General features: G+C 56.8%; 23 protein-coding genes. 15 read left to right on the top strand and 8 right to left on the bottom strand.

Annotation, left to right across the window (positions count from 1 at the left end; translation table 11 throughout):
- Nucleotides 1-92 precede the first annotated feature (92 nt).
- Genes purH through rodA form a run of 6 tightly spaced genes read left to right on the top strand, consistent with a single transcriptional unit; the run spans nt 93 to nt 7,259 of the window.
- Nucleotides 93-1,625 (top strand): bifunctional phosphoribosylaminoimidazolecarboxamide formyltransferase/IMP cyclohydrolase, encoded by a 1,533-nt coding sequence (purH, locus tag OZ410_RS06160; protein ID WP_277707047.1) that lies wholly within the window; start codon nt 93-95, stop codon nt 1,623-1,625.
- A gap of 57 nt (nt 1,626-1,682) precedes the next feature.
- Nucleotides 1,683-2,711: a rod shape-determining protein gene (locus tag OZ410_RS06155; RefSeq protein ID WP_277707046.1), complete on the top strand. Its 1,029-nt coding sequence runs from the start codon at nt 1,683-1,685 to the stop codon at nt 2,709-2,711.
- 46 nt (nt 2,712-2,757) lie between these two features.
- The gene (mreC, locus tag OZ410_RS06150; RefSeq protein WP_277707045.1) at nt 2,758-3,576 is read left to right on the top strand and encodes a rod shape-determining protein MreC; all 819 of its coding nucleotides are present in this window, start codon (nt 2,758-2,760) and stop codon (nt 3,574-3,576) included.
- The gene (locus OZ410_RS06145; RefSeq protein WP_277707044.1) at nt 3,566-4,072 is read left to right on the top strand and encodes a rod shape-determining protein MreD; all 507 of its coding nucleotides are present in this window, start codon (nt 3,566-3,568) and stop codon (nt 4,070-4,072) included. Before mreC ends, OZ410_RS06145 begins: the two co-directional genes overlap by 11 nt.
- A 45-nt stretch (nt 4,073-4,117) precedes the next feature.
- Nucleotides 4,118-5,986 (top strand): peptidoglycan D,D-transpeptidase FtsI family protein, encoded by a 1,869-nt coding sequence (locus OZ410_RS06140; RefSeq protein ID WP_277707043.1) that lies wholly within the window; start codon nt 4,118-4,120, stop codon nt 5,984-5,986.
- On the top strand, nt 5,976-7,259 hold the full coding sequence (gene rodA / locus OZ410_RS06135) for a rod shape-determining protein RodA (RefSeq protein ID WP_277707042.1): 1,284 nt from the start codon (nt 5,976-5,978) through the stop codon (nt 7,257-7,259). The genes OZ410_RS06140 and rodA overlap by 11 nt, the downstream gene beginning before the upstream one ends.
- Here the strand turns inward: rodA and OZ410_RS06130 are convergent.
- Nucleotides 7,256-8,059 carry a DNA/RNA non-specific endonuclease gene (locus OZ410_RS06130; protein WP_277707041.1) on the bottom strand — a complete coding sequence of 268 codons (804 nt, stop codon included), beginning with the start codon at nt 8,057-8,059 and terminating at the stop codon, nt 7,256-7,258. The genes rodA and OZ410_RS06130 overlap by 4 nt on opposite strands.
- 115 nt (nt 8,060-8,174) lie before the next feature.
- Here OZ410_RS06130 and msrB point away from each other — a divergent pair, with 115 nt between their 5' ends.
- Both msrB and msrA read left to right on the top strand, forming a co-directional pair.
- On the top strand, nt 8,175-8,636 hold the full coding sequence (gene msrB / locus OZ410_RS06125; protein ID WP_277707040.1) for a peptide-methionine (R)-S-oxide reductase MsrB: 462 nt from the start codon (nt 8,175-8,177) through the stop codon (nt 8,634-8,636).
- Complete coding sequence (gene msrA, locus OZ410_RS06120) at nt 8,626-9,165, top strand: peptide-methionine (S)-S-oxide reductase MsrA (RefSeq protein ID WP_277707039.1); 540 nt, start codon at nt 8,626-8,628, stop codon at nt 9,163-9,165. The genes msrB and msrA overlap by 11 nt, the downstream gene beginning before the upstream one ends.
- A gap of 71 nt (nt 9,166-9,236) precedes the next feature.
- On the opposite strand, the gene OZ410_RS06115 is transcribed toward msrA, so the two are convergent.
- Entirely contained in the window at nt 9,237-11,354 is a 2,118-nt protein-coding gene (locus OZ410_RS06115) for a carboxy terminal-processing peptidase (RefSeq protein WP_277707038.1), read from the bottom strand.
- Nucleotides 11,355-11,539: 185 nt separating this feature from the next.
- Between OZ410_RS06115 and surE the strand changes: the two genes are divergently transcribed.
- From surE to OZ410_RS06090, 5 genes are all read left to right on the top strand, one after another.
- Nucleotides 11,540-12,322: a 5'/3'-nucleotidase SurE gene (surE, locus tag OZ410_RS06110; RefSeq protein ID WP_277707037.1), complete on the top strand. Its 783-nt coding sequence runs from the start codon at nt 11,540-11,542 to the stop codon at nt 12,320-12,322.
- Nucleotides 12,312-12,596, top strand: coding sequence for a hypothetical protein (locus OZ410_RS06105; RefSeq protein ID WP_277707036.1), 285 nt, complete (start codon nt 12,312-12,314; stop codon nt 12,594-12,596). The genes surE and OZ410_RS06105 overlap by 11 nt, the downstream gene beginning before the upstream one ends.
- A 2-nt stretch (nt 12,597-12,598) precedes the next feature.
- Nucleotides 12,599-13,717 carry a lipid-A-disaccharide synthase gene (gene lpxB, locus OZ410_RS06100; protein WP_277707035.1) on the top strand — a complete coding sequence of 373 codons (1,119 nt, stop codon included), beginning with the start codon at nt 12,599-12,601 and terminating at the stop codon, nt 13,715-13,717.
- Nucleotides 13,718-13,801: 84 nt separating this feature from the next.
- A complete protein-coding gene (locus tag OZ410_RS06095; RefSeq protein ID WP_277707034.1) occupies nt 13,802-14,362 on the top strand; it encodes a C40 family peptidase in 561 nt (186 codons plus the stop codon).
- 1 nt (nt 14,363) lies between these two features.
- A complete protein-coding gene (locus OZ410_RS06090) occupies nt 14,364-16,433 on the top strand; it encodes a ComEC/Rec2 family competence protein (protein ID WP_277707033.1) in 2,070 nt (689 codons plus the stop codon).
- Here the strand turns inward: OZ410_RS06090 and OZ410_RS06085 are convergent.
- Both OZ410_RS06085 and OZ410_RS06080 read right to left on the bottom strand, forming a co-directional pair.
- Nucleotides 16,378-17,910 (bottom strand): peptide MFS transporter, encoded by a 1,533-nt coding sequence (locus tag OZ410_RS06085; RefSeq protein WP_277707032.1) that lies wholly within the window; start codon nt 17,908-17,910, stop codon nt 16,378-16,380. The genes OZ410_RS06090 and OZ410_RS06085 overlap by 56 nt on opposite strands.
- Before the next feature lie 17 nt (nt 17,911-17,927).
- Nucleotides 17,928-20,090, bottom strand: coding sequence for a S9 family peptidase (locus tag OZ410_RS06080; protein WP_277707031.1), 2,163 nt, complete (start codon nt 20,088-20,090; stop codon nt 17,928-17,930).
- Nucleotides 20,091-20,248: 158 nt separating this feature from the next.
- Between OZ410_RS06080 and OZ410_RS06075 the strand changes: the two genes are divergently transcribed.
- The gene (locus OZ410_RS06075) at nt 20,249-21,571 is read left to right on the top strand and encodes a hydroxymethylglutaryl-CoA reductase, degradative (protein WP_277707030.1); all 1,323 of its coding nucleotides are present in this window, start codon (nt 20,249-20,251) and stop codon (nt 21,569-21,571) included.
- Entirely contained in the window at nt 21,568-22,491 is a 924-nt protein-coding gene (locus OZ410_RS06070; protein WP_277707029.1) for a GYDIA family GHMP kinase, read from the top strand. The genes OZ410_RS06075 and OZ410_RS06070 overlap by 4 nt, the downstream gene beginning before the upstream one ends.
- Nucleotides 22,492-22,549: 58 nt before the next feature.
- Here OZ410_RS06070 and OZ410_RS06065 read toward each other — a convergent pair whose 3' ends face one another.
- The 4 genes from OZ410_RS06065 to lptC form a co-directional block, all read right to left on the bottom strand.
- Nucleotides 22,550-24,673, bottom strand: coding sequence for a peptidylprolyl isomerase (locus OZ410_RS06065; protein ID WP_277707028.1), 2,124 nt, complete (start codon nt 24,671-24,673; stop codon nt 22,550-22,552).
- 74 nt (nt 24,674-24,747) lie between these two features.
- A complete protein-coding gene (locus tag OZ410_RS06060; protein WP_277707027.1) occupies nt 24,748-26,031 on the bottom strand; it encodes a hemolysin family protein in 1,284 nt (427 codons plus the stop codon).
- A 14-nt stretch (nt 26,032-26,045) separates the two neighbouring features.
- Entirely contained in the window at nt 26,046-26,249 is a 204-nt protein-coding gene (locus OZ410_RS06055) for a hypothetical protein (RefSeq protein WP_277707026.1), read from the bottom strand.
- Nucleotides 26,250-26,253: 4 nt separating this feature from the next.
- A complete protein-coding gene (gene lptC / locus OZ410_RS06050) occupies nt 26,254-26,853 on the bottom strand; it encodes an LPS export ABC transporter periplasmic protein LptC (protein ID WP_277707025.1) in 600 nt (199 codons plus the stop codon).
- Nucleotides 26,854-26,856 lie beyond the last annotated feature (3 nt).

Below are 26,856 nucleotides of genomic sequence, written 5' to 3'. Positions count from 1 at the left end.
AACTTTGGGGTTTTTGTTGATAACCCGCCCTGCCGGATCGGGCTAAATGCCCTACATTTGCTTGCCTAAACCCTTTAAGACCAGCATTTGCCATGAGCACCTCCAAGAAGGCGACTTCCGCCCTGATCTCGGTATTTCACAAAGACGGGCTGGAGCCCGTGGTACGTAAGCTTCACGCCCTTGGGGTAACCCTGTATTCCACAGGGGGTACCGAGGCCTTTATCCGGGACCTGGGCCTTCCTGTAACGGCCGTGGAAGACCTAACCGGCTACCCTTCAATTCTGGGCGGGCGGGTAAAAACCCTGCATCCCAAAGTTTTCGGAGGCATCCTGGGTCGGCGGGAACTGCAGGAAGACCTGGACCAGCTGGGGAAATACGACATCCCGCAACTGGACATTGTGGTGGTAGACCTCTACCCTTTTGAAAAAACTGTGGCCGAAGGCGCTTCCCAGCAGGCCATCATTGAAAAAATCGACATCGGGGGGATATCCCTGATCCGCGCTGCGGCCAAGAACTACAAGGATGTCCTCTGCGTGGCTTCTATGGAAGATTACGCCCCCTTGCTTTCCCTGCTGGAAGCGAAAGGCGGACAGACCGACCTGGAGGACCGCCAGGAGTTTGCCACCCGGGCCTTCCAGGTGTCCTCCCACTACGATGCGGCCATCTTCAATTACTTTAACCGCAGCGGGGCCAGCCGGGCGCTTAAAATCAGCGAGCCGGAAGGCCGCGTGCTGCGCTATGGGGAAAACCCCCATCAGGAAGGCGTTTTTTACGGGGACTTCAATGCCCTTTTCGACCAGTTACACGGCAAAGAACTCTCCTACAACAACCTGCTGGACATTGATGCGGCCGTAAACCTTATGGAGGAGTTCCGGGAAGACGACCCCACCTTTGCCATCCTTAAACACAATAACGCCTGCGGGCTGGCCACCCGGCCTACCCTGGCCCAGGCCTATGCCGACGCCCTGGCAGGAGACCCGGTATCCGCCTTCGGGGGGATCCTGATCTGCAACCGGCCCATGGACGCCGCTACTGCCAGCCAGGTACACGAGCTGTTCTGCGAGGTAGTGATTGCACCCTCCTTTGCGGCCGATGCCCTGGAAATCCTGAAGGGAAAGAAAAATCGCATCCTCCTGGTGCAGAAACCCACCCCCCTGCCCGGCACCCAGGTGCGCACCTGCCTGAACGGCATCCTCTATCAGGACAAGGACCTGAAAACCGACGGGGAAGCCGACCTAAAACGCGTGACCACCCAGGAGCCTTCGGCGGATGAAATAGCGGATCTGCTCTTTGCCTCCAAAATCTGCAAACACACCAAATCCAATACCATTGTACTGGCTAAAAACCGCCAGCTCTGTGCCAGCGGCACCGGGCAAACCTCCCGGGTAGATGCCCTGAACCAGGCCATCCATAAGGCAGGTTCCTTTGGTTTTGACCTGGACGGGGCCGTAATGGCCAGCGATGCCTTCTTCCCATTTCCCGATTGCGTGGAAATTGCGGGCAAGGCCGGAATCCGAAGCGTAATCCAGCCCGGAGGGTCCATAAAAGACCAGCTGAGCATCGATTATTGCAACGAAAACGGAATTGCAATGGTAATGACAGGCACCCGTCATTTTAAGCATTAATTTTACTACTTTTGCGGGTAATACCTGCCCTTTAACCGGCCTCCAAACTGCATACGCATGGGTTTTTTTGACTTCTTGACCGAGGAAATTGCCATTGACCTCGGTACGGCTAACACCCTGATCATTCACGACGACAAAGTGGTGGTGGACAGTCCCTCTATCGTAGCCCGGGACCGCATGACCGGGAAGATCATTGCCGTGGGGCGGGAAGCCAACATGATGCAGGGAAAGACCCACGAAAACATCAAGACCATCCGCCCCCTGAAAGATGGGGTTATCGCAGATTTTGACGCCTCCGAGAAGATGATCAACATGTTTATCAAGGGCATCCCGGCGCTCAAGAAAAAATGGTTTCCGCCGGCCCTTCGGATGGTAATCTGCATCCCTTCCGGGATTACGGAGGTGGAGATGCGGGCGGTAAAGGAATCCGCAGAGCGCGTAAACGGCAAGGAGGTATACCTGATCCACGAACCCATGGCGGCCGCTATAGGGATTGGCCTGGACATCATGCAACCCAAGGGCAACATGATTGTGGACATAGGCGGGGGGACTACCGAGATTGCGGTGATTGCCCTGGGCGGGATTGTCTGCGACAAGTCCGTAAAGATTGCGGGGGATGTCTTCACCAACGACATCATCTACTACATGCGCACCCAGCACAACCTCTATGTGGGGGAAAGCACAGCCGAAAATATCAAGATCCAGATCGGGTCTGCCACAGAAGACCTGCAGGCCCCGCCGGATGAGATGTCCGTTCAGGGACGCGACCTGCTCACCGGGAAACCCAAACAGGTATCCATCTCCTACCGCGAGATCGCCAAAGCGTTGGACAAATCCATTTTACGGGTAGAAGACGCCGTTATGGAAACCCTCTCCCAAACCCCGCCCGAACTGGCTGCAGACATCTACAACACCGGGATTTACCTGGCCGGGGGTGGCTCCATGCTCCGCGGGCTGGACCGGAGGCTCTCCCAAAAAACCGATTTGCCGGTTTACATTGCGGAAGACCCCCTGCGGGCTGTGGTAAGGGGTACGGGCATCGCACTGAAAAACCTGGAGCGCTACAAGAGCATCCTGATCAAATAGGCAGGGCACCGGGACGGCAGGCACCCGGAAAAAACCAAGCATTGGCATGCAAAGGATCATTAATTTCATTCTTCGAAACAAGACCTCCCTGCTCTATTTCTTCCTGCTCTTTATTGGCCTGGCCCTTACGGTACAAAACCACAACTACCACCGCTCCCGTTTCCTGAACTCCGCCAACTGGTTAAGCGGTTCCGTGTACCAGTCCGCCACCTCGGTGAGTGACTATTTTGGCCTGCAGGAGGAAAACCGCCGCCTGGCCGAGGAAAATCGCCGCCTGCGCCAACGCCTTTTCAACCTCCCCCCTACAGATACCGTGCTGCTGGATACGGCCCGCCTCACCTATCAGGTCCTGCCGGCCCGGATTGTAAAGAATAGCTTCACCCTGCCCAACAACTATATCACCATAGACCGCGGTCTGAAAGACAGGGTGGTCCAGGATATGGGGGTGATCACGCCTTTGGGTATCCTGGGGATTGTGGAACGCTCCAGCAACCACTTTGCCTCTGTGCAAAGCATCCTGAACACCCGCTCCAACATCAATGCCAAGATTGCCGGGACCGATTACTTTGGTTCCCTGACCTGGAACCGGGAGGATTACCGCTTCGCACAATTGGAAGACATCCCGCGGCTGGTGCCTTTAAAGGTGGGGGATACCATTGTGACCGGGGCCATGTCCAGTATTTTTCCCGAAGGCATCCCCATAGGAACCATTGCGCGATTTGACCTGAACCCCTCCCAGAGTTTTTACCAGATCGATGTGGAACTCTTTAACGATATGTCCAACCTCCGGCAGGCCTATGTGATCCGCAACCGGTACCGCCCGGAGGTCCTGGAACTGGAATCCGAAACCGAAAATGGGCAATAACTTCCTTCTTGGCCTGCTGCGTTTTGCAGGGTTGGTGCTGCTGCAGGTACTCATCTTCAGCCGGATGAACCTCTTCGGGCAGGTTAACCCCATGGTCTATATCCTGTTCCTGTACTGGTACCCCATCCGGGAGAACCGGAGCGCCCTGCTGGGGATTGCCTTTTTGCTCGGCTTTGCCGTAGACCTGTTCAGCGACACCCTGGCCATGCATACCGTGGCCACCCTAACCACCGCCTTTGTGCGCCCGGCCCTGATGCGGTTTGTGTTCGGAGTAAACCTGGAATTCCAGAATTTCCGCTTAAACAACTCCACCCGTGTACAACAAACGACATTCCTTGCGTTATTAATTTTGGTACACCACCTGGTTTTCTTTGGCCTGGAAATTTTTAGTTTGACGAATTTGCTTTTACTTTTGAACCGGGTGCTGCTTACCGGGTTGGGTACCTTCGTCTTTGCCCTCCTGTTGTCTTTCCTTTTTTCCCGACACAGGGAATAAGGCCGGGGACGGGAAACCCTTCCCGCAGACCATCCCGGAATGCCTATGAAAAAAGTATTGCTTTCTACGGTTATCGTACTGATAGGGTTATCCTTTATCAGCAGGCTTTCCTATCTGCAACTGATCCGGTCCTCTTCGGACCACATCCTGGACGACCCGGCCATCAAGCGGGTTTACGACTACCCGGAACGCGGGTATATCTACGACCGTAACGGCAAGCTTCTGGTGGCCAACCAGCCCGCCTACGATGTGATGGTGATCCCCCGCGAGGTGCAACCCCTGGATACCCTGGAATTCTGCGAACTGCTTAATATCTCCCCGGATCATTTCCGTAACCGCCTGCAAAAGGCCCGTACCTATTCCCCTCGCCTGCCTTCGGTATTGGTACCCCAACTTTCCAAGGAGGATTATGCCCGCCTGCAGGAAAAAATGCGGAAATACCAGGGCTTTTATATCGAAAAACGCTCCCTGAGAGACTACAAAACCCCTGCCGGCGCCAACGTATTGGGGTACATCAGCGAGGTGAGCGAATGGGACCTGAAACAGAATCCGTATTACGAACTGGGCGAGCTTACGGGGCGCACCGGGATTGAGAAGCAATACGAAGAGGTGCTGCGGGGCCGCAAAGGGGTGAAACTGATCCAGAAAGACCGGTTTAACCGGGATATCGGGCCTTACAAAGGGGGCTCCCTGGACACCCTGCCGCAGCCGGGTACGGAAATCCACATTACCCTGGACAAGGCCCTGCAGGAATACGGGGAGCGCCTGATGCACGGGAAAAGGGGCGGCATTGTGGCCATAGAGCCGGCCACGGGCGAAATCCTTGCCATGATATCAGGGCCCACCTACGACCCGGACCTGCTGGTAGGGCGGCAGCGTTCCCAGAATTACAGCAAACTCCATTACGACACTATTGCCAAACCCACCTGGGACCGTTCCATTCTGGCCGAGCCCAGCCCGGGTTCCCCCTTTAAGACCCTACAGGCCCTGGCCGCGTTGCAGGAAGGGGTGATCACCCCCAATACCACCTTCCGTTGCTATAACGGGTTCTTTGTAGGCAATAAAAAGCGCGGCTGCCACTGCGGCGGCGGCATACGTACCATGAATAGCGGCATCTACCGCTCCTGCAATGCATATTTTGCAGGCACCTTCCGGAAATTCTTTGAAAAATACGAGACTACAGACCAGGCCATGGATGTCTGGGAAAAGCATATGCGGAGTTTTGGCCTGGGCGATTACCTGGGGTACGACCTGCCCACAGGCCGGCCCGGGCGGATTCCCGGCAAGGAGTATTACGACCGGGTGTACGGGGATGGCCGTTGGGTATCTTCCTTTATCATCTCTAACTCCATCGGGCAGGGGGAAGTGGCAGCCACCCCCATCCAACTGGCCAACATGACTGCCGCCATTGCCAACCGCGGCTATTTCTATACCCCCCACCTGATCCGCCAGATTGGGAACCAGCCGATAAACGACCCCAACTATACGGAGCGTAAAAACACCTCCATAGACCCCCGGCATTTTGAACCCGTTATTGAGGGCATGAAGGACGTGTACGAAAAAGGCACCGCCAAATGGATACAGATCCCCGGGGTGGAGATTGCCGGCAAAACGGGCACCGTAGAAAACTTTACCCGGATTGAAGGGGAGCGCGTGCAGCTTACAGACCACAGCCTTTTTGTGGCTTTTGCCCCGGTGGACAAACCCAAAATTGCCCTGGCCGTGTACATAGAGCACGGATATTACGGGGCCCGGTATGCAGGGCACATTGCCTCACTGCTTATCGAAAAATACCTGAAGGGCGAAATTACCCGCAAGGACCTGGAGCAGCGAATGCTGGAAAAAACCCTGGAACACGAATACGCCAAGCCCTACAGCGGAGAAGAATTCAAGATCAACGAGTATGTTTGGTAGGGGGGCACTCCGCCGCTTAGACTGGACCTCGGCCCTGCTTTATCTGGTGCTGGTGACCCTGGGGTGGATCAGCATCTACTCCAGCACCTTCGACCCCGAAGCCGCTTCCCTCCTGGACCCCGGCCAACGCTATGGCAAACAGCTGATCTTTATCCTGATCAGCCTGGGCATGATTGTAGTGATCATGGCCCTGGAGGCCAACTTCTACGAACGCTTTTCCAGCCTGTTTTACGTGATCGGGCTGGGGTTGCTGCTGGGGCTTTTTGTCTTCGGAAAAACCATTGCAGGGGCAACTTCCTGGTACGACCTGGGCTTTTTCAACCTGCAGCCGTCGGAACTGGCCAAAACCACCACAGCCCTGGCCCTGGCCAAATACCTGAGCGATATACAGACGGACATCCGCAAGCTCCGCCACCAGGCCTATGCCATCCTGATTTTCCTGGCCCCCGCCATCCTGATTATCCCCCAGCCGGACCCCGGCAGCGCCCTGGTCTTCTTTGCCCTGATTTTTGTGCTGTTCCGGGAAGGGTTACCCTTGTGGTACCTGGCCCTGGGGTTGCTTGCCGTTACCATCTTTATCTGCACCCTGATATTCGGGACGGTCTGGATCGGGATTGGCATGGCCCTGGTGATCGGGTTGATCTACATGCTCAAAAAGCAATCATACCGCATCCCGCTCTTGCCGGTTCTGGGGTTGTATGCCGTCACCCTGGTGTTCTCCCTATCCGTAAATTTTGTCTTCGACAACGTGTTTGAACAACGCCACCGCGACCGCTTTAGTTTGTGGTTGCGCCTGGAAAAGGACCCCGAAAAACTGGAAGAAATCCGCAAGACCATCGGTTACAATACCTACCAATCCGAGAAGGCCATCGAATCCGGGGGATTAAAGGGGAAAGGGTTTCTGGAAGGCACCCGTACCAAGGGGGATTTTGTGCCGGAACAGGACACCGATTACATATTCACGACCATTGGGGAGGAATGGGGCTTTTACGGCACCACCACCGTGGTCCTGCTCTTCACCTTGTTACTGCTGCGACTGGTCCACCTGGCCGAACGCCAGAAAAACCCCTTCTCGCGCATGTATGGCTATGGGGTAATCTCCATCCTGCTGATCCACTATTTTATCAATATCGGGATGGTAATAGGCCTGCTGCCTACTATCGGTATCCCCTTACCCTTCTTCAGTTACGGGGGGTCCGGCCTGCTGGGGTTCACCATCTTGCTTTTCATCTTCCTGCGCCTGGATGCCAACCGCCTGAATGAATGGGGCTAGAACCCCCAGTCTGAAAGGGATATCCGGGCCTCCAGCATTTCCTGCTGCCCCGGCTCCCACTGCGGGAAAAAATCCAGGCCTGTAAGGGCCTCTATCCGATCCAGGGGTATGGCGTGTTCGGGTAAAGGCTGCGCCCCGGGGCGGTTTTCCATAAGGAAACCAATGGCTTTAAGGTCATTCCCCGACCCGCGAATCACCACCTTAAAAAACTGGTCCGGCACGCTAACGTCTTCCGATCCAATCCCTGGCAGGCCGTCGCGCAGCACCCCTCCGGTAAGCACATACACGGTACCATACCGTTTGCACCAGCGCCGCACCTGCTGCTCCAGGTCGTTCCAGGGCCCCGCATTGAATTCCGGGTCCTGGGGGCTTATGTTGCTGGTGTAGAAGGTCTGGTTATAGGCCGTGAGAGAAAACCGCCGGTCCCCGGCCGGGCAGAGGTGCCCCCGGTCGTACCCGGAGCCCCGATAGTTGCGCCAGTCCGCCGAGTGGGACCGCACTTTGGGGTCTTCCACAAAATAGGGGCGGTCCCGGTCTTCGTAGGTCAGGTGGTCTCGCTCCAGCACATAGCCCACCCAGGCCGCTTGTTCGTGGGGTTCACTGTAGCGCAGCAGATAGAAGTCGTGTTCCACCAGTTGCCCGCCCCCTCCTTCGGGCCGGAAGGCTTCCGGAAATGATCCGGCAGGTTCCGGTGCAGTCCCCGAACCGTAGGGGTCCGTGCGGTAGAAATTTTCGAACCACCAGAACACCACCACGCAGGTTGCCATCAATACGGGATACACCCAACGTTTTCGCCTCATGCCGCTTTAGGGTTTACCGCCCAAATTTACATTAAATTCGCAGGGAACAGAACCCGGACTCCGGCTGTAAGCCCGGAGGGTTTACTGCGACTATTACACCCCTAAAAACACGTTTATGCTCCACTGGAAAGATATTATCCACTACTCGACTAAAGGCAACCCCAAGCCAGACCGGCGTGTGGAAAAAACCCCTGCCCAATGGCGGGAACAACTTACCCCCGAACAATATCGCATCACCCGGGAACACGGTACGGAACGCCCCCACTCCGGGGCCCTTTGCAGCGCGCACGAACCCGGGTTGTACCACTGCATCTGCTGCGACCAGCCCCTGTTCGATTCCGGGATCAAGTTTGAATCCGGGACCGGGTGGCCCAGTTTTACCCAACCCGTAGCCCAAAATGCCATACAGTACATCCGGGACACCTCTTATGGGATGGTCCGGGTAGAAGTGCGCTGTAATACCTGCGATGCCCACCTGGGGCACGTCTTCCCGGACGGCCCGCCACCCAGCGGATTACGGTATTGTATCAACTCCGAGGCCCTGCGCCACGACAAAACGGAAGGCCATGACGCCTGAGGGGTTGGAGCAGGCCACTGTGGGCGGGGGTTGCTTCTGGTGCACCGAAGCGGTCTTCCTGGAGGTGAAGGGGGTTACCGCTGTGGTTTCCGGGTACAGCGGCGGCAGGGTGCCGGGTAAACCCACCTACCGTGAAGTGTGCTCCGGCCTTACCGGCCATGCGGAGGTGGTGCAGATTACCTTCGATCCTTCCGTCCTCCCCTACCGGGACCTGCTGCGGATCTTTATGGGCACCCACGACCCCACCACCCTGAACCGGCAGGGCGCAGACCGGGGCACCCAGTACCGGTCCGTGATCTTTTATCACAACGAGGGGCAAAAAGCCACAGCCCGGGAAGTACTGGAAGAAATGCAAGGGTATTACGAGGACCCCATCGTGACGGAATTGGCTCCCCTGCAGCGCTTCTTTGAGGCCGAAGCGGAACACCAGGACTATTACCGGCGCAATACGGCACAGGGATACTGCCAGTATGTGATCAGCCCCAAGTTGCGGAAACTCCGGGATTCCTATGCCTCCTTCCTGAAATAAAGAAGCCAAACACCTGGAATCAAAAAAGCCCCCCTAAACGGGGGCTTTACTTTTTTGGGCTGCCGAAGGGTTTACTCCCGCATACGGCTGGCCAGCTTGTCTTTTTTGAAGTTGTTCAGCTTCAGGTCTTCCAGCACGTTAATGGCTTCCTCCACATAGACATCCCCGGCCAGGTTCTGGTGCCAGCGGTTCCGCTTTTCCCGCAGGACAGAGTCTTTGGTGAAGAGCTCCTGCTCGTATTTCAGGGAGCTGAAGGTCATTTGGGAATCGTACTTCATCTTGGAGCGGAAATACTGGGAACGCTCCTTGTTCTCCGCCTCCCGTTGCTTATAGGCCTCGTAATTGAGGGGAACACGGGTTTCTTCCTGCTGGTTTTTCAGCCAGAGGGCGTTCTCCTCGATCATGGCGATCTGCGGGTGGGAAGCCATCCGCGCATTGGAGCGGGCAATGGTGCTTTCAAAGTCGATATAGCCATTCCAGGGCTCGTAATCCGCCGGACTGATCTTATCCCATTGCAGGGGGTTTTGCTGGTCGCGTTCGCCCAGGTCTATATAGCTGTAGCGGTCCGGGACCACTACATCGCTTTTCACCCCTTCCAGCTGGGTGGAGCCACCATTGATGCGGTAGAACTTCTGGGTAGTGAGCTTGATGGCGCCCAGGTCTCCGTATTCGTTGCTGCGCATTATATTTTCCAGTGGGATCACGTTCTGAACGGTTCCTTTCCCAAAGGTCTGCTTGCTGCCAATCACGATGGCGCGCTTGTAGTCCTGCATGGCCGCGGCCAGGATTTCAGAGGCGGAAGCCGATAGTTCGTTCACCAGGATCACCAGGGGGCCGTCCCATTGTACGCGCTCGTCCCGGTCGGAATAGATCTCCTTGTCGCGGGCGGAGGAACGCACCTGTACCACGGGGCCGTCCTTGATAAACAACCCGGCCATGTCCACCACCGTCTTCAGGGAGCCTCCCCCGTTGTCGCGGAGGTCCAGTACCAGGCCCTCGGCCCCTTCCTGTTTCAGGCGCTCAATTTCCTTGGCTACATCGGTGGCGGCATTGCGCTCACTATAGTCGTCAAAATCCACGTAGAACTTAGGCAGGTGGATAAGACCGTATTTGTGACTGTCCTTGATCACTGTGGCAGATTTGGCGAAGGATTCTTCCAGTTCCACCACATCGCGTACCAGGGAAACCTCTTCCACAGTTCCGTCCACCTTGCGGACGGTCAGGTCTACCTTTGTGCCTTTCGGGCCCTTGATGAGTTTAATGGCATCGTCCAGGCGCATGCCTACAATATTCACAGGCGGCTCGCCATCCTGGCCTACCTTGAGGATCTCATCGCCCACTTCCAGGCTTTGGTCCCTCCAGACCGGCCCCCCGCTGATGATTTCCACAATCTTGGCCCCTTCGGGCTTCTTCTGCAGGCGGGCGCCAATCCCTTCAAACTTCCCGGACATACTTACGTCAAAACGCTCCTTGTCTTCGGGGGCAAAATAGTAGGTGTGAGGGTCGAATTCGTCCACAATGGTATTCAGGTACTGTACAAACCAGTCCTTGCGCTCCAGGTCGTCCACAAAATCGAAGAATTCGTCCAGGGTCTTGCGGGTGGCCTCGCGGGAAGCCTCCTCGGCCTGGGCAGGGGCAATGCTTTCCCCTTCTTCCGAAGCGCTCAGGTTGAGCTTGGAATAGTAGGTGCCAATACTGGCGTATTTCAGCTGTTTCCGCCACCGTTCCTTCAGGGCCTTGTGGTCCTGGGCATAGGGTTGTTTCTCATAATCCACATCTATGCTTTCGTCCTGGTTAAAATCGAAGGGCAGCTCCAGCACTTCCCCGTACAGGGTCCGCGCCTCGGCCATGCGTTCCATCAGCCGGTCGTAAACCAGGTTGAAAAACCCAATTTCGGTATTGTGGATCTGGTCGTCGATCTGGAATTTGTATTGTTCGAATTCCGCAATATCAGACGCCAGGAAGTAACGCTTGGTAGGATCGATTACATCCAGGAAATCTTCATAGACACTGGCGGAGAAGTCGTCGTTGATATCCTTGGGTTCGTAATGCCCGCGCTCCAGCACATAGGTGATCAGGTCCAGCAGGAGCTTGTCCTTGTCGTCGGACTCGAAAGAGCGGTTGGTAAAACTACAGGATGCTATGGCAATCAGGGGGACGAAAAATACCAGCAGTAAATTCCTTTTCATGTACATTTTTTTTGTCAGCCGGGAAGGTGTGAACCGCCCCGTTTTTCCTCATTTGTCTCTTGAACTCCCTAAAATACGGAAAAAACCATGCCAGTCTTGGCGGGCCCCGTATAATTTTTTGTTAAGGGCGGTTCGCGGGAGTCCTATTACTGAAAAACGTATTTTTACCCAAGAAAGTATACCCGATGGCAAAACCCCTGATTTTAGTGACCAATGACGACGGAATTACGGCCCCCGGGCTACGCCATCTAATCCGGTATATGAGGGCCCTGGGAGACGTGGTCGTGGTGGCTCCGGACAGCCCCCAATCCGGCATGGGCCACGCCATTACGCTGGACAGTACTCTGTATTCCAAAAAGGTGGAGATTGACCGCGAACACGGGGCCCCGGAAGAGTACAGCTGCAGCGGCACCCCGGCAGACTGCGTGAAACTGGGGCTGCAGGAAATCCTGACGCGGAAGCCGGATTTGTGTGTAAGTGGGATTAACCACGGCTCCAACAGCTCCATCAACGTTATTTATTCGGGCACCATGAGCGCTGCCATCGAAGCCGGCATCGAGGGGATCCCCGCCATAGGGTTCTCCCTTTGCGACTATGCCTGGGATGCAGACTTCGGGCCCTGCAGGGAAGCGGTACAACAAATTGCCGCTCAGGCCCTGCGCCACGGGATGCCTGAAGGGGTGGTGCTTAACGTAAACATCCCCAAAACCGAAGGTGCGGCTCCCAAAGGCATAAAAATTTGCCGGCAGGCGCGGGCCAACTGGAAGGAGCGCTTCGACAAGCGCACCAGCCCCAACGGAAAGGACTACTACTGGCTTACCGGGGATTTCCAGTTGCTGGACCACGGGGAAGACACAGACCAGTGGGCCCTGGACCAGGGTTACGTTTCCGTGGTACCCACCCAGTTCGACCTGACGGCCCACCACGTTATCCCACAACTCAACACCTGGAAGCTCCATGAATCATAAAAAAGAAATCGGCATTGGCTTTGCTGTCGGTATTATTGCCAACACCCTGGGCGTGTTGTTATACATCCTGCTGTTCTCCGATATGGGGATTGTGGAAACCTACCAGGCCGCCGTACAGGAAAACCATGTGGGCAGCCTCCTGGCCCTGGGCGCCATCCTGAACCTGGTGGCCTTCTTTGGCTTTCTGCGACTGCGGCGCGATTACCGGGCAAGGGGGGTGCTGATGGCCACCGTACTCACCGCCCTGCTGATCCTCTATTACAAGATATTCTAAAGGTGAAGTATTATATCATAGCCGGAGAAGCCTCGGGGGACCTGCACGGCTCCAACCTCATCCGTGCCCTGCGGGCAGAAGACCCACAGGCGCAGGTGCGCTGTTGGGGCGGAGACCGGATGGAACAGGCCGGAGGCACCCTGGTGCGCCATTATAAGGACATGTCCTTTATGGGCTTTCTGGAAGTGCTAGCCCACCTGCCGGATATTTTCCGCAACCTCTCCTTCTGCAAGGCAGACATTGAGGCCTTTAAGCCGGATGCCCTTATTTTCATCGACTTTTCGGGGTTTAATTTGCGAATCGCCAGCTGGGCCCGGAAAAAAGGGGTCCGCACCCACTACTATATTGCCCCCCAGGTTTGGGCATCCCGGGAGGGCCGGGTGGCGCGTATGAAACGCGACCTGGATGCCATCTACGCTATCCTGCCCTTTGAACTGCCTTTTTACAAGCGGCACGGGGTGCCGGTACATTTTGTGGGCCACCCCCTCATAGACGCCATGCAGGGCCTGCCGGAGCCGGAGCCGAAAGCCTTTCGGGCCCGCCATGGCCTGGACCCGGACAAACCCATCATTGCCTTACTGCCCGGCAGCCGGAAGCAGGAAATCCGGAAAATCCTGGAGGTGATGCTACAGGTGATCCCGGAATACCCCGGGTACCAATTTGCCATAGCCGGGGCCCCCAACCTGGGCGAAGCCGAATACGCCCCCTACCTGGAGGGCACCGGGGTAACCCTGCTGATGGACTGGACCTATCCCCTGTTGCAGCACGCCACCGCGGCCCTGGTAACCAGCGGCACCGCTACCCTGGAAACCGCCCTGCTGGATGTCCCGCAGGTGGTATGTTACAAGGGAAACTGGCTATCCTACCAGATCGCGCGGCGGCTTATCCGATTGAAGTATATCTCCCTGGTGAACCTGATCATGGACCGGGAAGTGGTTCGGGAACTCATACAGGACGACCTGCGTCCGGGTACCCTGAAGGCCGAATTGGACCGTATCCTTTCGCCGGAAGGCCGCAGCGCACAACAGGAGGCCTATGCCGAGCTGAAGACGCGCCTGGGCGGGCCGGGTGCCAGCCGTAAAGCCGCCAGCCTGATTGTCGATTTCAGTTCCCGGGCCTAGTTTCGCTTACCTGCGGGCAGGGGTGGTTCCCTGCCGATTTCCGGGATTTATATAATTTAGTGGAACGGATTCCGTTACTACCGTATGAGGCGACTTTTCACCTTCCTCCTGCTGGGGGTTTTACTGGCCAGCTGTGGCAGTGCGCGCAAACGGGCGCGCCAGGCCCGTGCCTCCGCCGTACACGTGGCTGCGGGAACCCCCGAAACCCATGCAGGGCCCGAGGCCCCACGCGGCGGCCCCCATGCCCCTGAGGTATTGGCCAAGGCAGAAGCCGTGGTGGAAACCGCCCTTTCCTTTGCCGGGGTAAAATACCGCTACGGAGGTACCACCCGCAAGGGCATGGACTGCTCCGGGCTGTTGTATGTTTCCTTTCAGCAACACGAAATACCCGTGCCCCGGGTGTCCAGCCAGATGGCGGCTGCAGCCCGGCCCATTGAACTGGCCACCCTGCGCAAGGGCGACCTCCTCTTCTTCAGCACCCGAAAAAAAGGAAAAAACATCAACCATGTAGGCTTGGTGGTCGAGGTGCGGAATGGCGGGGATATCCGGTTTATCCATTCCACCACATCCCGGGGCGTTATTGTCTCCTCCCTCAATGAAGGCTATTGGAATTACGCCTTTGTAAGCGCTGCCCGCATCCTGTAGCATGAATCAACCCCATACCCCTGTAATGGGGCTGGCCTTTGGGCTGGCCCTGGGGATTAGCGTGGCCCACATTACGGGGTATCCGGCCAATGCCGGCTTCCCCTGGCCGGTGTTGGGGCTTATGCTGGCTGGCCTGGGCCTGTGGGCCGGGAGGCGCCTGGGATACCCCCTATTCCTGCTATTTGCCATCCTAAGCGCAGCGGGCCTGGGTTTTGCCATAGCCTGCCGGTCACATCCGCCTAATCAAGCCGGGCATTTCCGCCACCCCGCGACCCCGGCATCCCGGACCTTTACCCTGGAACTTCTGGCGCCAATGCCTGGAGGCTATACCTCCCGTTGGACGGCCGTACTACGGCAGGGCAATGCTACTCCCATCCGGGGCAGGGTGCTGCTGGAATACCCAAAGGAGTCCGGAAATCCCATATGGCAACCCGGAGACCTGTTGGTCCTCCCGGGAACACCAGAGGCCTTTCCCGGCCCTTCCAACCCGCATAGCTTTGATTATGCAGCCTACATGGCGTCCCTGGGCATTTGGGGACGGATACGGCCTGATTCAGCTGTAATCCGTCACTACCCGGTGCGCAGCCCGGGCTGGACCCACCGCTTGCAGCGCTTGCGGATGGCGATGCTGGGCAGCCTGGACCACCCCCGCCTGCATCCGGATACCTCTGCGCTGTTAAAAGCCATGCTTCTGGGGGAGCGCAGTGCCCTGAGCGAGGGGCTAACCCAAGCCTACCGCGATACAGGCGCAGCTCATATGCTGGCTGTTTCCGGCCTCCATGTGGGGGTGTTTACCGGGGTGCTGGCCCTGATGCTGGGTCCCTTCCGGCTTTTCCGTAAAGGCCGCAGGATACAGGTAGGGATTAGCCTGGCCCTGCTCTGGGGCTATGCGCTCCTGGCTGGAATGAGCCCTTCCGTTATCCGGGCGGCAGTGATGTTCAGCCTGCTGGCCCTGGCCCTGCTTACCGGTAGGGGCACCCAAAGCCTGCATTTCTGGGCCCTGGCAGCCATCCTTTTGTTGTGGTTTGATCCCGGGGCCCTTTTCCGACCCGGGTTCCAGATGAGTTTTGCAGCCGTCTGGGCCATCCTCCATTTCCAGCCCACCCTCATGGCTTACTGGCCCTGGCAGGGCCCGGCAGGCAAACCCATAGGGCAATGGACGGCCCTGAGCCTTTCCGCCCAGCTGGGGGTATTCCCGGTAAGCCTGTTTTACTTCCACCAGTTCCCCTTGGCTTTCCTGCTTACCAACCTGCTGCTGGCCCCTTTAATGGGGGTTATCCTGCTGGGGGGGTTCGTGCTGCTAATCGGCTTGTATTCCGGGGTGGCCCAGGAATGGATGCTCACCGCTTACGATTTCCTGATCCGCGGCTTCCACGGTGTGCTTTACCGCATCGGAAACGTGCCGGGTATCCGGCTTACAGACCTGGCCTGGAGCGATACGGCCATGGGGCTGGGACTGCTGGCGGTCTACCTGGGGGGGCAGGCGATACGCCACCGCAAAGCGACCTACGCCCTGGGGGCGGCCCTGGCGCTGTCCGGGTTGTTTCTAAGGACCATTATGGAAGACTACCAGGCACGCTCCCGGGCCGAATGGATTATCCCGCACCGCACGGGGGCCAGCGCCCTGTGGGTTCGGGATGGAAAAGGAATTACGGCTTATTCCGATGCCCCAGCGGATTTTGGCGCCGCACTGCGGGCATACCGGGTGGGGGAACGCCTGGCACCGGCACATATGCTTTCCCTGGGTCAGGCGTATAGGGTAGGACCGCAGCGGCTGCTTCGTATAGATAGTACCGGGGTATACCCTGCAGACGGCGCTCCCACGGATATCCTGTGGCTAAGCGGTTCTCCCCGCATGCATATGGAACGCGCCCTGGAAGTCCTTAAGCCAGCCCGCGTGGTGGCAGACGGCAGCAACTACCATTCCCTGGTTGCCCTCTGGAAAGAAAGCTGTAGCAAGCGCCATATCCCATTCCACCACACCGGGCGGGACGGGGCATATATCCAATCCTGGCCTAGTGTACGTTCCCCATCAGGCGTTTCATCAGGGGTGCAGCAACCAGGACAATGATCCCGGCCCCTAGTGCATACTGAGCGATAAGCTCAAACCCTCCGGTATACACCCCAAGGGTATCCATCCCCCGCACATTGGGGTCGTCGCTCTCAATGGCCAATTGCTTGCCGATAAAGCCCACTACCTGGAAGGCAAAGGCGGAAGAAAGAAACCAAACCCCCATCATAAACGCAACAATGCGTTTGGGGGAGAGATCCGTGATCTTGGAAAGCCCCACGGGAGACATAAACAACTCCCCAACCGAAAGCAGGAAATACATAAGCAGCAGATAGGAAAAGGGTACCATCCCGTTTTCATCCGCACTGCCGCCGCTAAGGGCAAGGATATAAAAGCTGATCCCTGCAAAAGCCAGCCCCAAACCAAATTTATAAGGGGTTCTCGGGTTCCGGTTGTGCTTGGCCAGCCAGGTGAACAGCAGGGAAATGGGTATGGAGAGGAGAATGATAAACACCGGGTTTATGGCATTGGACTGGGCGGCATCTATCCACTGCAGGTTCACGTTGCGGTCTGCAAACAGGGTGATCACGCTGCCGGATAATTCGTGGAAGCCCCAGAAGATGGTCATAAACAACGTGATCAGCACGGCCATGAACAGCTTTTTACGTTCGTCCAGGGTGGCCTTATACATGATATAACCCAGATACCCCAGGATAAAAACGCCGATGGCCTTAAAAATGATGTTTACAATATTTTGGTCGCCCAGGAAACTGGCCTCGGAACCCAGGGGCTGATAGGACGAAAGCAGCACGGCAATGATGGGTGCTGCCAAGAAAGCCAGGATGGGTACCATGGAACGCTGGGGCAGCCCGATCAGTTTCTTGTTCAAAACCCCCTCACTGGGCGCCATGCCCCGGTTTCCGAACACATTCTTTTTAATCCCACTCCAGAAAAAGAGCAATCCGGTAAGCATCCCGATGCCTGCCAGCCCAAAACCGTAATGCCAGCCATACTCCCTGCCGAGCCAGCCGCAGAGCAAGGGAGAAACAAAGGCCCCGATGTTGATCCCCATGTAGAAGATCACAAAGCCCGAATCCTTTCGCGGATCCCCATCCTTATACAGGGACCCTACAAAAGTGGAGATATTGGGCTTGAAGAACCCATTCCCAACCACAATCAGGGCCAGGGCCAGGTAAAAGGTTACATTGTGCTCAATGGCCAGCACAAAATGGCCCAGGGCCATCAGAATCCCACCCAGCAAAATGGATCGGCGCATCCCCAGGATGGTATCCGAAATCCGCCCGCCCACCACCGTGGAGGCATAAACCAAAGACCCGTAACTGGAATATACCGCGGCTGCCGCATAATCCCGTTCCACAAGTTTTTCAAAAATGACATTGACCATGTAAAGGGTCAAAAGGGCGCGCATCCCATAAAAACTGAACCGCTCCCACAGCTCGGCAAAAAAGAGGTAGAACAGGCCCTTGGGGTGCCCCAGTAATTGTTGTTCTTCGGTGATTTCGGTTTGCGTATCCATATATAGTCTGGTTTTGCTTAAAGGTTTTTGCGGATAAAGTCGGTCATTTTGTTATAGAGGTGCAAGCGGGTATTCCCCCCGTAAATCCCGTGGTTTTTGTCCGGGTAAATGGCCCACTCAAAGGGCCGGTTGGCCTGCACCAGGGCCTCCACCATGCGCATGGTGTTCTGCACGTGCACATTGTCGTCTGCAGAACCGTGCACCAGCAGGTAGCTCCCTTTCAGCTGGTCTGCGAAGAAGAGGGGGGAGTTCTGGTCGTACCCCTCCGGGTTTTCCTGGGGCGTATGCATATAGCGCTCGGTATAGATGGTATCGTAGAACCGCCAGCTGGTTACCGGGGCCACGGCAATGGCTACCTCAAAGACCTCATTGCCCTTCAGGATACAGTTCGAAGACATAAAGCCCCCGTAGCTCCAGCCCCAGATCCCGGTGCGGGAGGCGTCAATATAGGGGCGTTCGCTCAGGATGCGGGCCGCCTCTATCTGGTCTTCCACCTCGTACTTGCCCAGCTCCAGCTGGGTTACTTTCTTAAAATCCCGACCCTTCAGGCCCGTTCCCCGGCCGTCCACGCAGGCAATGATATAGCCTTCCGAAGCCAGCATCTGGTGCCAGTAATCGTTGCTGCCAAACCAGCTGTTGGCTACCTGTTGAGAGCCTGGCCCGCTGTACTGAAACATCAGCAGGGGATATTCCTTGGCCGGGTCAAAATCCGCCGGCTTGATCATATACATGTTCAGGTCATTCCCGTTCACCCGCAGGGTGCTGAATTCCTTGGGAGATATTTGGTACCCGGCCAGTTTGTCCAGCAGGGCCTGGTTGTTTTTGAGTTCCTTAACGGCCTTCCCGTCCGATGCCCGGTGCAGGGTATAGACCGGGGGCGTATCCACGCTGCTGTAGGTGTCGATAAAGTAGGAGAAATCCGTGCTGAAGGCGGCCCGGTGGGTACCGGCACCCTCTGTGAGGCGGCGTTTGCCTTTGCCGCTAACCCCCACGCTGTATACATCCCTGAGGGTGGAACCCTGTTCGGCAGATTGGTAATAAATCCGCTTGCGCTTCGCATCGAAACCGTAGTAGGCTGTTACTTCCCAGGGGCCGCTGGTAAGCTGGCGCTCCAGGGAGCCGTCCGCGGCATGGAGGTAAATGTGGTTATATCCGTCCTTTTCGCTGGTCCAGATAAAGCGGTCGCCGGGCAGGAAGGTCAGGTTGTCGGTAACATCCACATAGGCGGCATCCGTTTCCTCCAGCAAAAGGGTGGTTTCCAAACTGCCGGCATCCACCTGCAGCAATTGCAGGCGGTTCTGGTGGCGGTTCAGGGTTTGTACGCTCAGGTGGTTTGCGTCCTGCATCCACTGGATACGGGGAATGTAATAGGGGTTGCCCAGGTCTACCGGGCGGGTGGTGCCGGCCTGCAGGTCGTGCATATGGAGGCTTACGCTGGCATTGGCTTCCCCGGCTTTTGGGTACTTGAACACATAGGGGAAGGGATAAAGCCCACTGCCGTATACGTCCATGGAAAACTCCGGCACTTCCCGCTCGTCAAAACGCAGGAAGGCAATCCTGGTGCCGGTGGCATTCCAGGCAAAAGCCCGCACAAAGGCAAATTCCTCTTCATAAACCCAGTCCGTTACCCCGTTGATGATGGCGTTGGCCTGTCCGTCTTGGGTGATCTGGGAAACGGCCCCGGAGGCCAGGTTCTTTACATAGAGGTTGTTCTGAAACACATAGGCCACCTGGCTGCCGTCCGGCGAAAGGGTGGGTTCCTGAATAGCTTCGGAGGCAATCTGCACCAGTTCCCCGCTGCCCAGGTCGTACACGTAATACACCCCCAGGCGGGAACGGCGATACACAGGGGTCACGTCGGTGGCCAGAATTACGCGGGATTCGTCCGCACTAAAGGCGTAGGAGGTAAAAAAGGGGATACCCTTGCCCGCGTCGGTGGCCACCAGGGTGCCCACGGGTTGCTGGGTCCGGTATTCGTATTTCACGATGGAACTGCGGCGCGCACCCCGGTCCATTTCCAGGACCGTATAGTATTGTCCGTCATTCATGGAGCGTAATACCTGTAAGCCTTCGGTACTGAAGGCACCCCCCCAGATCTCCTCCAGGGTGATTTGTTTTTGGGCAGGTAAAACGGAAAGGGTCAGGAAGAAGATTGCAAACAGCGGGGCTCTCAGGTTCATGAATTCGCAAAAAAGGGATTAAAAACCCCCAAGTTTATGAAAATATTGCCAGAAATCGGAGCTCCGGACCGAATTTATGACCCGCCCGGACACCTTTGGCACCCCCCTGCTGCGTGCCGGGGCGAATGCGTATCTTTGGAACCCAAAAACCTCCGGATATGATCCAACCCGTAGCAGGCTTTTCCAAACGCTCCAAGGAAGAGAAAATCCGCTGGATTGCTGAAAACTACACGGCCCATCCCGAGCAAACCGAGGCTGTTCTGCGCCAGTATTGGCATTCGGATGCCCAGCTGCAGCAACTGCACGACGAATTCATAGAGAATACGATCAGCAACTTCTACCTCCCCCTGGGGGTGGCCCCGAATTTCCTGATCAACGGCAAACTCTACGCCATCCCCATGGCCATAGAGGAAAGCTCCGTAGTAGCTGCGGCCAGCAAAGCCGCCAAATACTGGATGGAAAGGGGGGGCTTCCACGCCCGGGTCCTGGGGATCGAAAAAATTGGGCAGGTCCATTTTACCTACAGTGGGGAGGCCGAAACCCTGCAGGCTTTTATGGAATACCTGCGGCCCATCCTGCTGCAGGATGCCGCCCCCATAACCGGGAATATGGAAAAACGCGGGGGCGGCATCCTGGGCCTCGAATTGCGGGACAAAACCGCCGACCTGCCCGGGTATTACCAGCTGCATTGCCGGTTTGACACCCGCGATGCCATGGGCGCGAATTTCATCAACTCCTGCCTGGAACAGTTTTCCACTACCCTGCTCCGGGAGGCTGCTGCATACGAGGGGTTCAAAGGGGAGGAAAAACCTGTGGAAGTCCTCATGAGCATCCTCTCGAACTACACCCCTGAATGCGTGGTGCGCGCAGAGGTGCGCTGCCCGGCCTCGGACCTGGAACCTGAAGCCGGCCTCTCCGGGGAAGCCGTAGCCGAACGCCTGGTACAGGCTGTAGAAATTGCCAATTGCGAACCCTTTCGGGCCGTGACCCACAACAAGGGCATCATGAACGGGATAGACGCGGTGGTGATTGCCACCGGGAATGATTTCCGGGCTGTGGAGGCCGGGGTGCATGCCTATGCCGCCCGGGACGGCCGCTACCGGAGTTTAACCGGGGCAAGCCTTACCGATGGGGAGTTCTGCTTCTGGATTGAAGTGCCCCTGGCCCTGGGCACCGTAGGGGGGCTTACCAGCCTGCACCCGCTGGTCCGGCTGGGCCTGGAGATCCTGGGGCAACCCTCTGCCCGGGAACTGATGGAGGTGGTGGCCGTGGCCGGCCTGGCCCAGAATTTTGCAGCCATCCGATCCCTGGTCACCGTGGGCATACAACGCGGGCATATGAAGATGCACCTGCTCAATATCCTGAACCAGATGGGGGCCACCCCGGCCGAAAAGGAAGCCATGGTGGAATATTTCAAAACGCATACCGTAACCCATAACGAGGTGGTTACCCAGCTTAAGGCCCTGCGCCGGCAACCATGAAAAAACGCTTCTACAGCCACGGCAAATTGCTGCTCTCCGGGGAATACGCGGTCCTGGACGGGGCGCTGGCCCTGGCCGTACCCACCCGGCAGGGGCAATGGCTGGAAGTATCCCCAACCCACATCCCGGGGCTGAGCTGGACCAGCCTGGACGTGCACGGGCAACCGTGGCTGCAAGCCACTTTTACCCGGGAACAGCTGGAAGCCCCTGTTGGGGCTGGGCCCTTTCCCGCCGGGGCAGCGGACAGGCTGCTTCGGCTGCTGCAAACCGCCATGGCCCTGCAACCCGCATTCCGGGAAACCTGCCTGGGCATACAGGTCGTAACCGGCCTGGAATTCCCGCAGGCCTGGGGGCTGGGTTCCTCCTCTACGCTGATCGCCAACCTGGCCGCCTGGGCCGGGGCAAACCCTTATGCCCTGCTGGAAGCCACTCTGGGCGGCAGCGGGTACGACCTGGCCTGTGCCACGGCAACGGGGCCTATCTTTTACCAGCGGGACAATCAGGGCAACCCCAATGTTACAGCTGCTCCCTTTGCCCCAGTATTTGCAGAGGCCCTTTCCTTTATCTACCTCAACGAAAAACAAGACAGCCGGGAAGGGATCCGGCGGTACCGGGAAGCCGGGGGCATGGATCCGGACGGCCTGGAAGGAATTTCAGCCCTTACTCGAAAAATGGCCGGGGCGGCTACCCTTGGGGAATTCCGGGAAGCCATGGAAGCCCACGAAGCCCTGATCTCGCAAACGTTGGGTATGCCTACCATACAGGCGCAACGATTCCCGGACTTTGACGGCAGCCTGAAAAGCCTGGGGGCCTGGGGCGGGGATTTCATCCTCTGCGCCGGTGGAACCCAGGCCCGGGAATACTTTGCCTCCAAAGGATACACCACCCAGATCCCATACAACAGCATGGTCCTGCCTTAAATGCAAAAACCCGCATGCATGGCATGCGGGTTTTTGTGATGATGGGTTTTTGTAGCGCCTAGAAATAGGTTGCGCGCTCGTCTTCGATTTCCGCCTTTTCCTTTAAGGCATCGTATACCGATGTGTTCACACGGGGTGCGATGCTACGGGTCAGGGTGCCTGCGTAGGGAGCGTAATTTTCGAGGGCCGGAGCGGCTTGCTTGGCGGTTACCTGCAGTTTGAACACTCCGGTCTCGCCCTGGATCAGGCCGGAAGTATCTCCTTCGCCTAATGATACGGCAGTACCCACTACCATGGGCTCACGACCGGCACCTGCAATGGTGGGGGTTTTGGCGTTAAGAGCGGAGGCACTGGCAATGGTCACATTGTTGGCGCTGGCGATATCCTCCAGGCTTTTGCCCTGGTTGGCTGCCATGATCTGCCCGGCTTTACGCTCGCGGCGCAGCTTGGGCAGGATTTGGGCAGAGGCGTCCTCCACACTCATCAGGCCTTCGCGGTACTTGGCAGTAAGCTGTACTACCGCATAACCCCCGGCCAGGTCAAAGCGGCGCACATCCCCGGTTTCGGTTTCCGGGTTAAATGCCCACTGCACTACCCGGCGCTGGGCACCCAGGCCCGGCAGGTTCTCGTCCATGGCCTGCAGCTTGTTCACCGGACGCACGCTATACCCCATTTCCTCGGCTTTGCTGCCATAGGAGGTGGGGGCTTCACTTACGGCCATCTCAAAGGAGGTAGCCTCAGTAAAGGTGGCGTTGATGGTCTCTTCGGAAGGCTCTACCATCCGGCTGAGCGTAGCCACGCGGATGATGTCCTGCTTGTCGTCGATCTTCACGATGTGGTAGCCAAATTCCGTTTCCACCAGACCAATGGTTCCGGTGGGGTTCTGGAAGGCAAAGTCGTTAAACTTGGCGGTCATCACCCCTTCCTGGAAATACCCCAGGTCTCCGCCGTTCTGGGCGGAGGGGCCGTCGGAGTTGTCGCGGGCCAGCTGGGCAAAAACCGCTCCATCCCCGCGGGCTTCGGCCAGCAGTTCCCGGGCGCGGGCTTCAGCTTCTTCCTGGGTGCGGGTTACAGCAGGGTTGGCGCGCATGGCACCCTGGTAGGCCACCAGGATGTGGCTTGCTTTTACGGAGCCGTTGTCTTTGCGGTCCATGATTCGGGAAATCTTGAAGTATTCCCCATCGCGGTAGGGACCGTAAATCTCCCCTGTTTCCATCCCCATCAGGGTGTCTGCCACTACAGCGGGCAGATCATTGCGGGATTTAAAAAGGGTGTCGTATTTGGTATCGGAATTCAGGTCCAGGAAAGCCGCCATATCCGGGGTGTGGCTAAAGCCGTAAACCGTAACGGTGGAATCCAGGTCCTGACGGTATTCCTCCCGGTCTTCCAGCAGGGTAACCAGGGATTCCCGGATGGCCGCCTGGTCGGCTTCGGAAGCCTTTTCCTCGAAGTACACATAGCGGATATCCCGGCCCGGGGCCTGCTGATATTCCTCTTCGTGCGCCTTCATATACTTTTCAATGTCGGACTTGGAGATGTTGATGGTGCTGTCCGCAATGCTGGTGTAGGGTACCCGTACATAGCGGATGTCTACCTTGTCGTTGGCCATGTGGTAATCCAGCTCCCCTTCTTTCAGGGTGGCGCCTACCCCGGCGCGAACCAGGTCAAAATAGGTCTGCTCCATGGAAGCCTGGATCAGGGCGGCCTCGCTCTGCAACCAGGCCTGGTACTGGTCCGGCTGGTTTACACTCAGGTCGGTGATGAAGTTGCGGAAGGCATCTTCGTCAAAATTCCCGTTCTGGTCCTGGAACTGGGGGTTCTGGGTAAAGCTCGGGTTGGTGCGGATCAGGTCCATGATCTGGTCGGTCCCGATATCGATGCCCAGGCGATCGAATTCCTGCCCCAGCAGCGTCTTGCGCACCATCTGGTCCCAGACGGAATTCACAATCTGCGTAGAAGTGGTCTGGGGGCCAAAACGGCCTTCCACCGCCTCCATTTCCTGGCGGAACTGATCGATGGAAATGGTCTCGCCGTTCACCTCCCCTACCGAGGAGCCGATTTTGCCGAGGCCCATCCCCCCGTTACCGGTAAAAATACCGGAAATTACAAAGGCAAAAAGCGCCATCCCGATAATGAGGATCAAAACGGTGGTCCGCTTCCGTATTTTCTCTAAAATAGCCATGCTGGGTCTTCTTTAAATCAGTGGGCGAAAATACCATTTTCTCCTCAATAATAAAAGGGAAAAACCGCCCGGGATCAATCGTTTTCAAGGACCTCCAGGGAGACCAGGTCAATCTTGGTGCTGGAGGCTTCCAACACGCGCAGCAGGAATCGCCCGATGCGGATTTCGGCCTCCTGCTTGGGGATGTCTCCGGTTTCGTTCAGGATCATCCCGCCCAGGGTGCCGTATTCGTCGCTTTCGGGCAGTTCCAGGCGGTACTGCTCGTTCAGGTAATCCACTTCCAGGCGGGCCGAAAAGGTAAACCGGGTCTCGGAATGCTGCTCTTCAAAAAGGTCGGTGCTGTCGTGTTCGTCCTCAATCTCCCCGAAAAGCTCTTCGATGATATCCTCCACGGTAAGAATGCCGGAGGTGCCCCCGTATTCGTCCAACACCACCGCCATACTTTTACGCTTCTTGGTCAGGGCATTCAGGATGTTCTGGATCAGCATGGTTTCGGGCACAAACTCCACCGGGAGCAGGATGCTTTTGATGGTCTTGGGCTTCTTGAAGAGTTCGTAAGAGTGGACGTAACCAATCAGGTTATCGATATTCTCCTTGTACACCAGAATCTTGGAAAAGCCCGTTTCCGTGAAGAGTTTGGTGAGGTTTTTCGGGGTTTCGTGCAGTTCCACGGCCGTGATCTCCGTGCGGGGTACCATCACCTCCCGGGCTTTTACCTCGGAAAACTCCAGGGCGTTCTGGAAAATCTGGATTTCGGAGTCTACCTGGTCTTCCTTTTCCACGGTTTCCATCTGCTCGGTAATGTAGTCGCCCAATTCCAGTTTGGTAAAGGAGAGCTGCACGGTATCCCCTTCGGTTTTGAAAAACACCTTAAGGATGCGGTCCGATATCCACATGACCCCCTCGCTCACCAGCCAGAAAAGCTGGTAGAAAATATAAGCCGGTACGGCCAGGGCCTTAAGCAGGGTGTTGGAGTAAATCTGGAACAACACCTTGGGCAAAAACTCGGCCGTCATCAGAATCACCAGGGTAGAGATCAGGGTCTGGGTTAGCAGGCTAAAGTCCGTAAGCATGGCCTGCACCACCGGGTAGGGCGAAGGCAACAGGCCCTGGAACCATTCCATAAGCCATGCGCCCATATAGTAGGCATATACCACCAGGGCTATGTTGTTGCCCAGCAGCATGGTGGTGATAAACTTGGAAGGCTTGGCCGTAAGCCGGGATAGGATCACCGCCAGGAAGCCCTCCTGTTTTTTTTCAATTTCGATATGGATGCGGTTGGCCGAGACAAAGGCGATCTCCATCCCCGAGAAAAACGCGGAGCACAACAGGGAGATCAGGATGATGGTAAGGGTCATGGCCGGGGGCTTGCCTAGGATTTATTAGAGTCCTTGTGCTTTTCGAACCGCCTGCGGTAATTACGCCGGAAGAAAAACATCCCCAGGGACACCGCTGCAAAAAAGATAAAGAGGAAGGCGCGGTCCCGGTTGGTATCCCAGAAACGGCTGATTTCAAAAAGGGAGATCAGGGCTATGGCCAGGTATACGTATTCGGTGTATTTCAGGATTCGGATCATGGGTTTAGTCTTCTTTAACCAGCATTTCCCCGCCGGTTTTGTGGGCATTAAAATAGGTAAAATCCCGGTTAAAATCCATCCCGCGTCCGTTGAGCACGGTCCCTTCCTCCGGGTTGGACAGGGTAAAGCGGGACTCGGTAAAAATCCATTCGGATCTGCGGTCCCAATACAGTTGTTCGGCTTCCAGGCGTTTGCCGTCGAAGGTTTCCATCACCACATTGCCCCGCAGGTCTACCAGGTTGGTCTGGTCGTAAATAATGGCAGAATCCGCAACAATAGTACTTACCCGCCCCTGCTCATCGTAGTGCTTTACCTCCAGCCCTTTCGGGAAGGTGCGGTACTTGAAGCGCAGGTTGGTGTAGTCTTCGCTTACCGGGCTGCGCAGCACGGCAATCAGCCGGGTGTCGCTGCTGTCCTGGGTATTGAGCGCTTTAACGGTCTCGGTATACCGCAGTACATAATCCTGGGCCACGCCCTGGGGATAAACAGGGTCTGCTTTTTCCTCCCCCACGCGTTTGTACTGGTCCTCGCAGCCCAAAAAGGACATTGCCATGGCGAAGACCATGGCAATGTTCAAAAACAATCTTTGATATGGGCGTTGCATCCT

This window comes from Robiginitalea aestuariiviva, from assembly GCF_029537735.1.
GTDB classification, from domain to species: Bacteria; Bacteroidota; Bacteroidia; order Flavobacteriales; family Flavobacteriaceae; genus Robiginitalea; species Robiginitalea aestuariiviva.
This window is presented reverse-complemented; position numbering and strand designations above follow the sequence as displayed.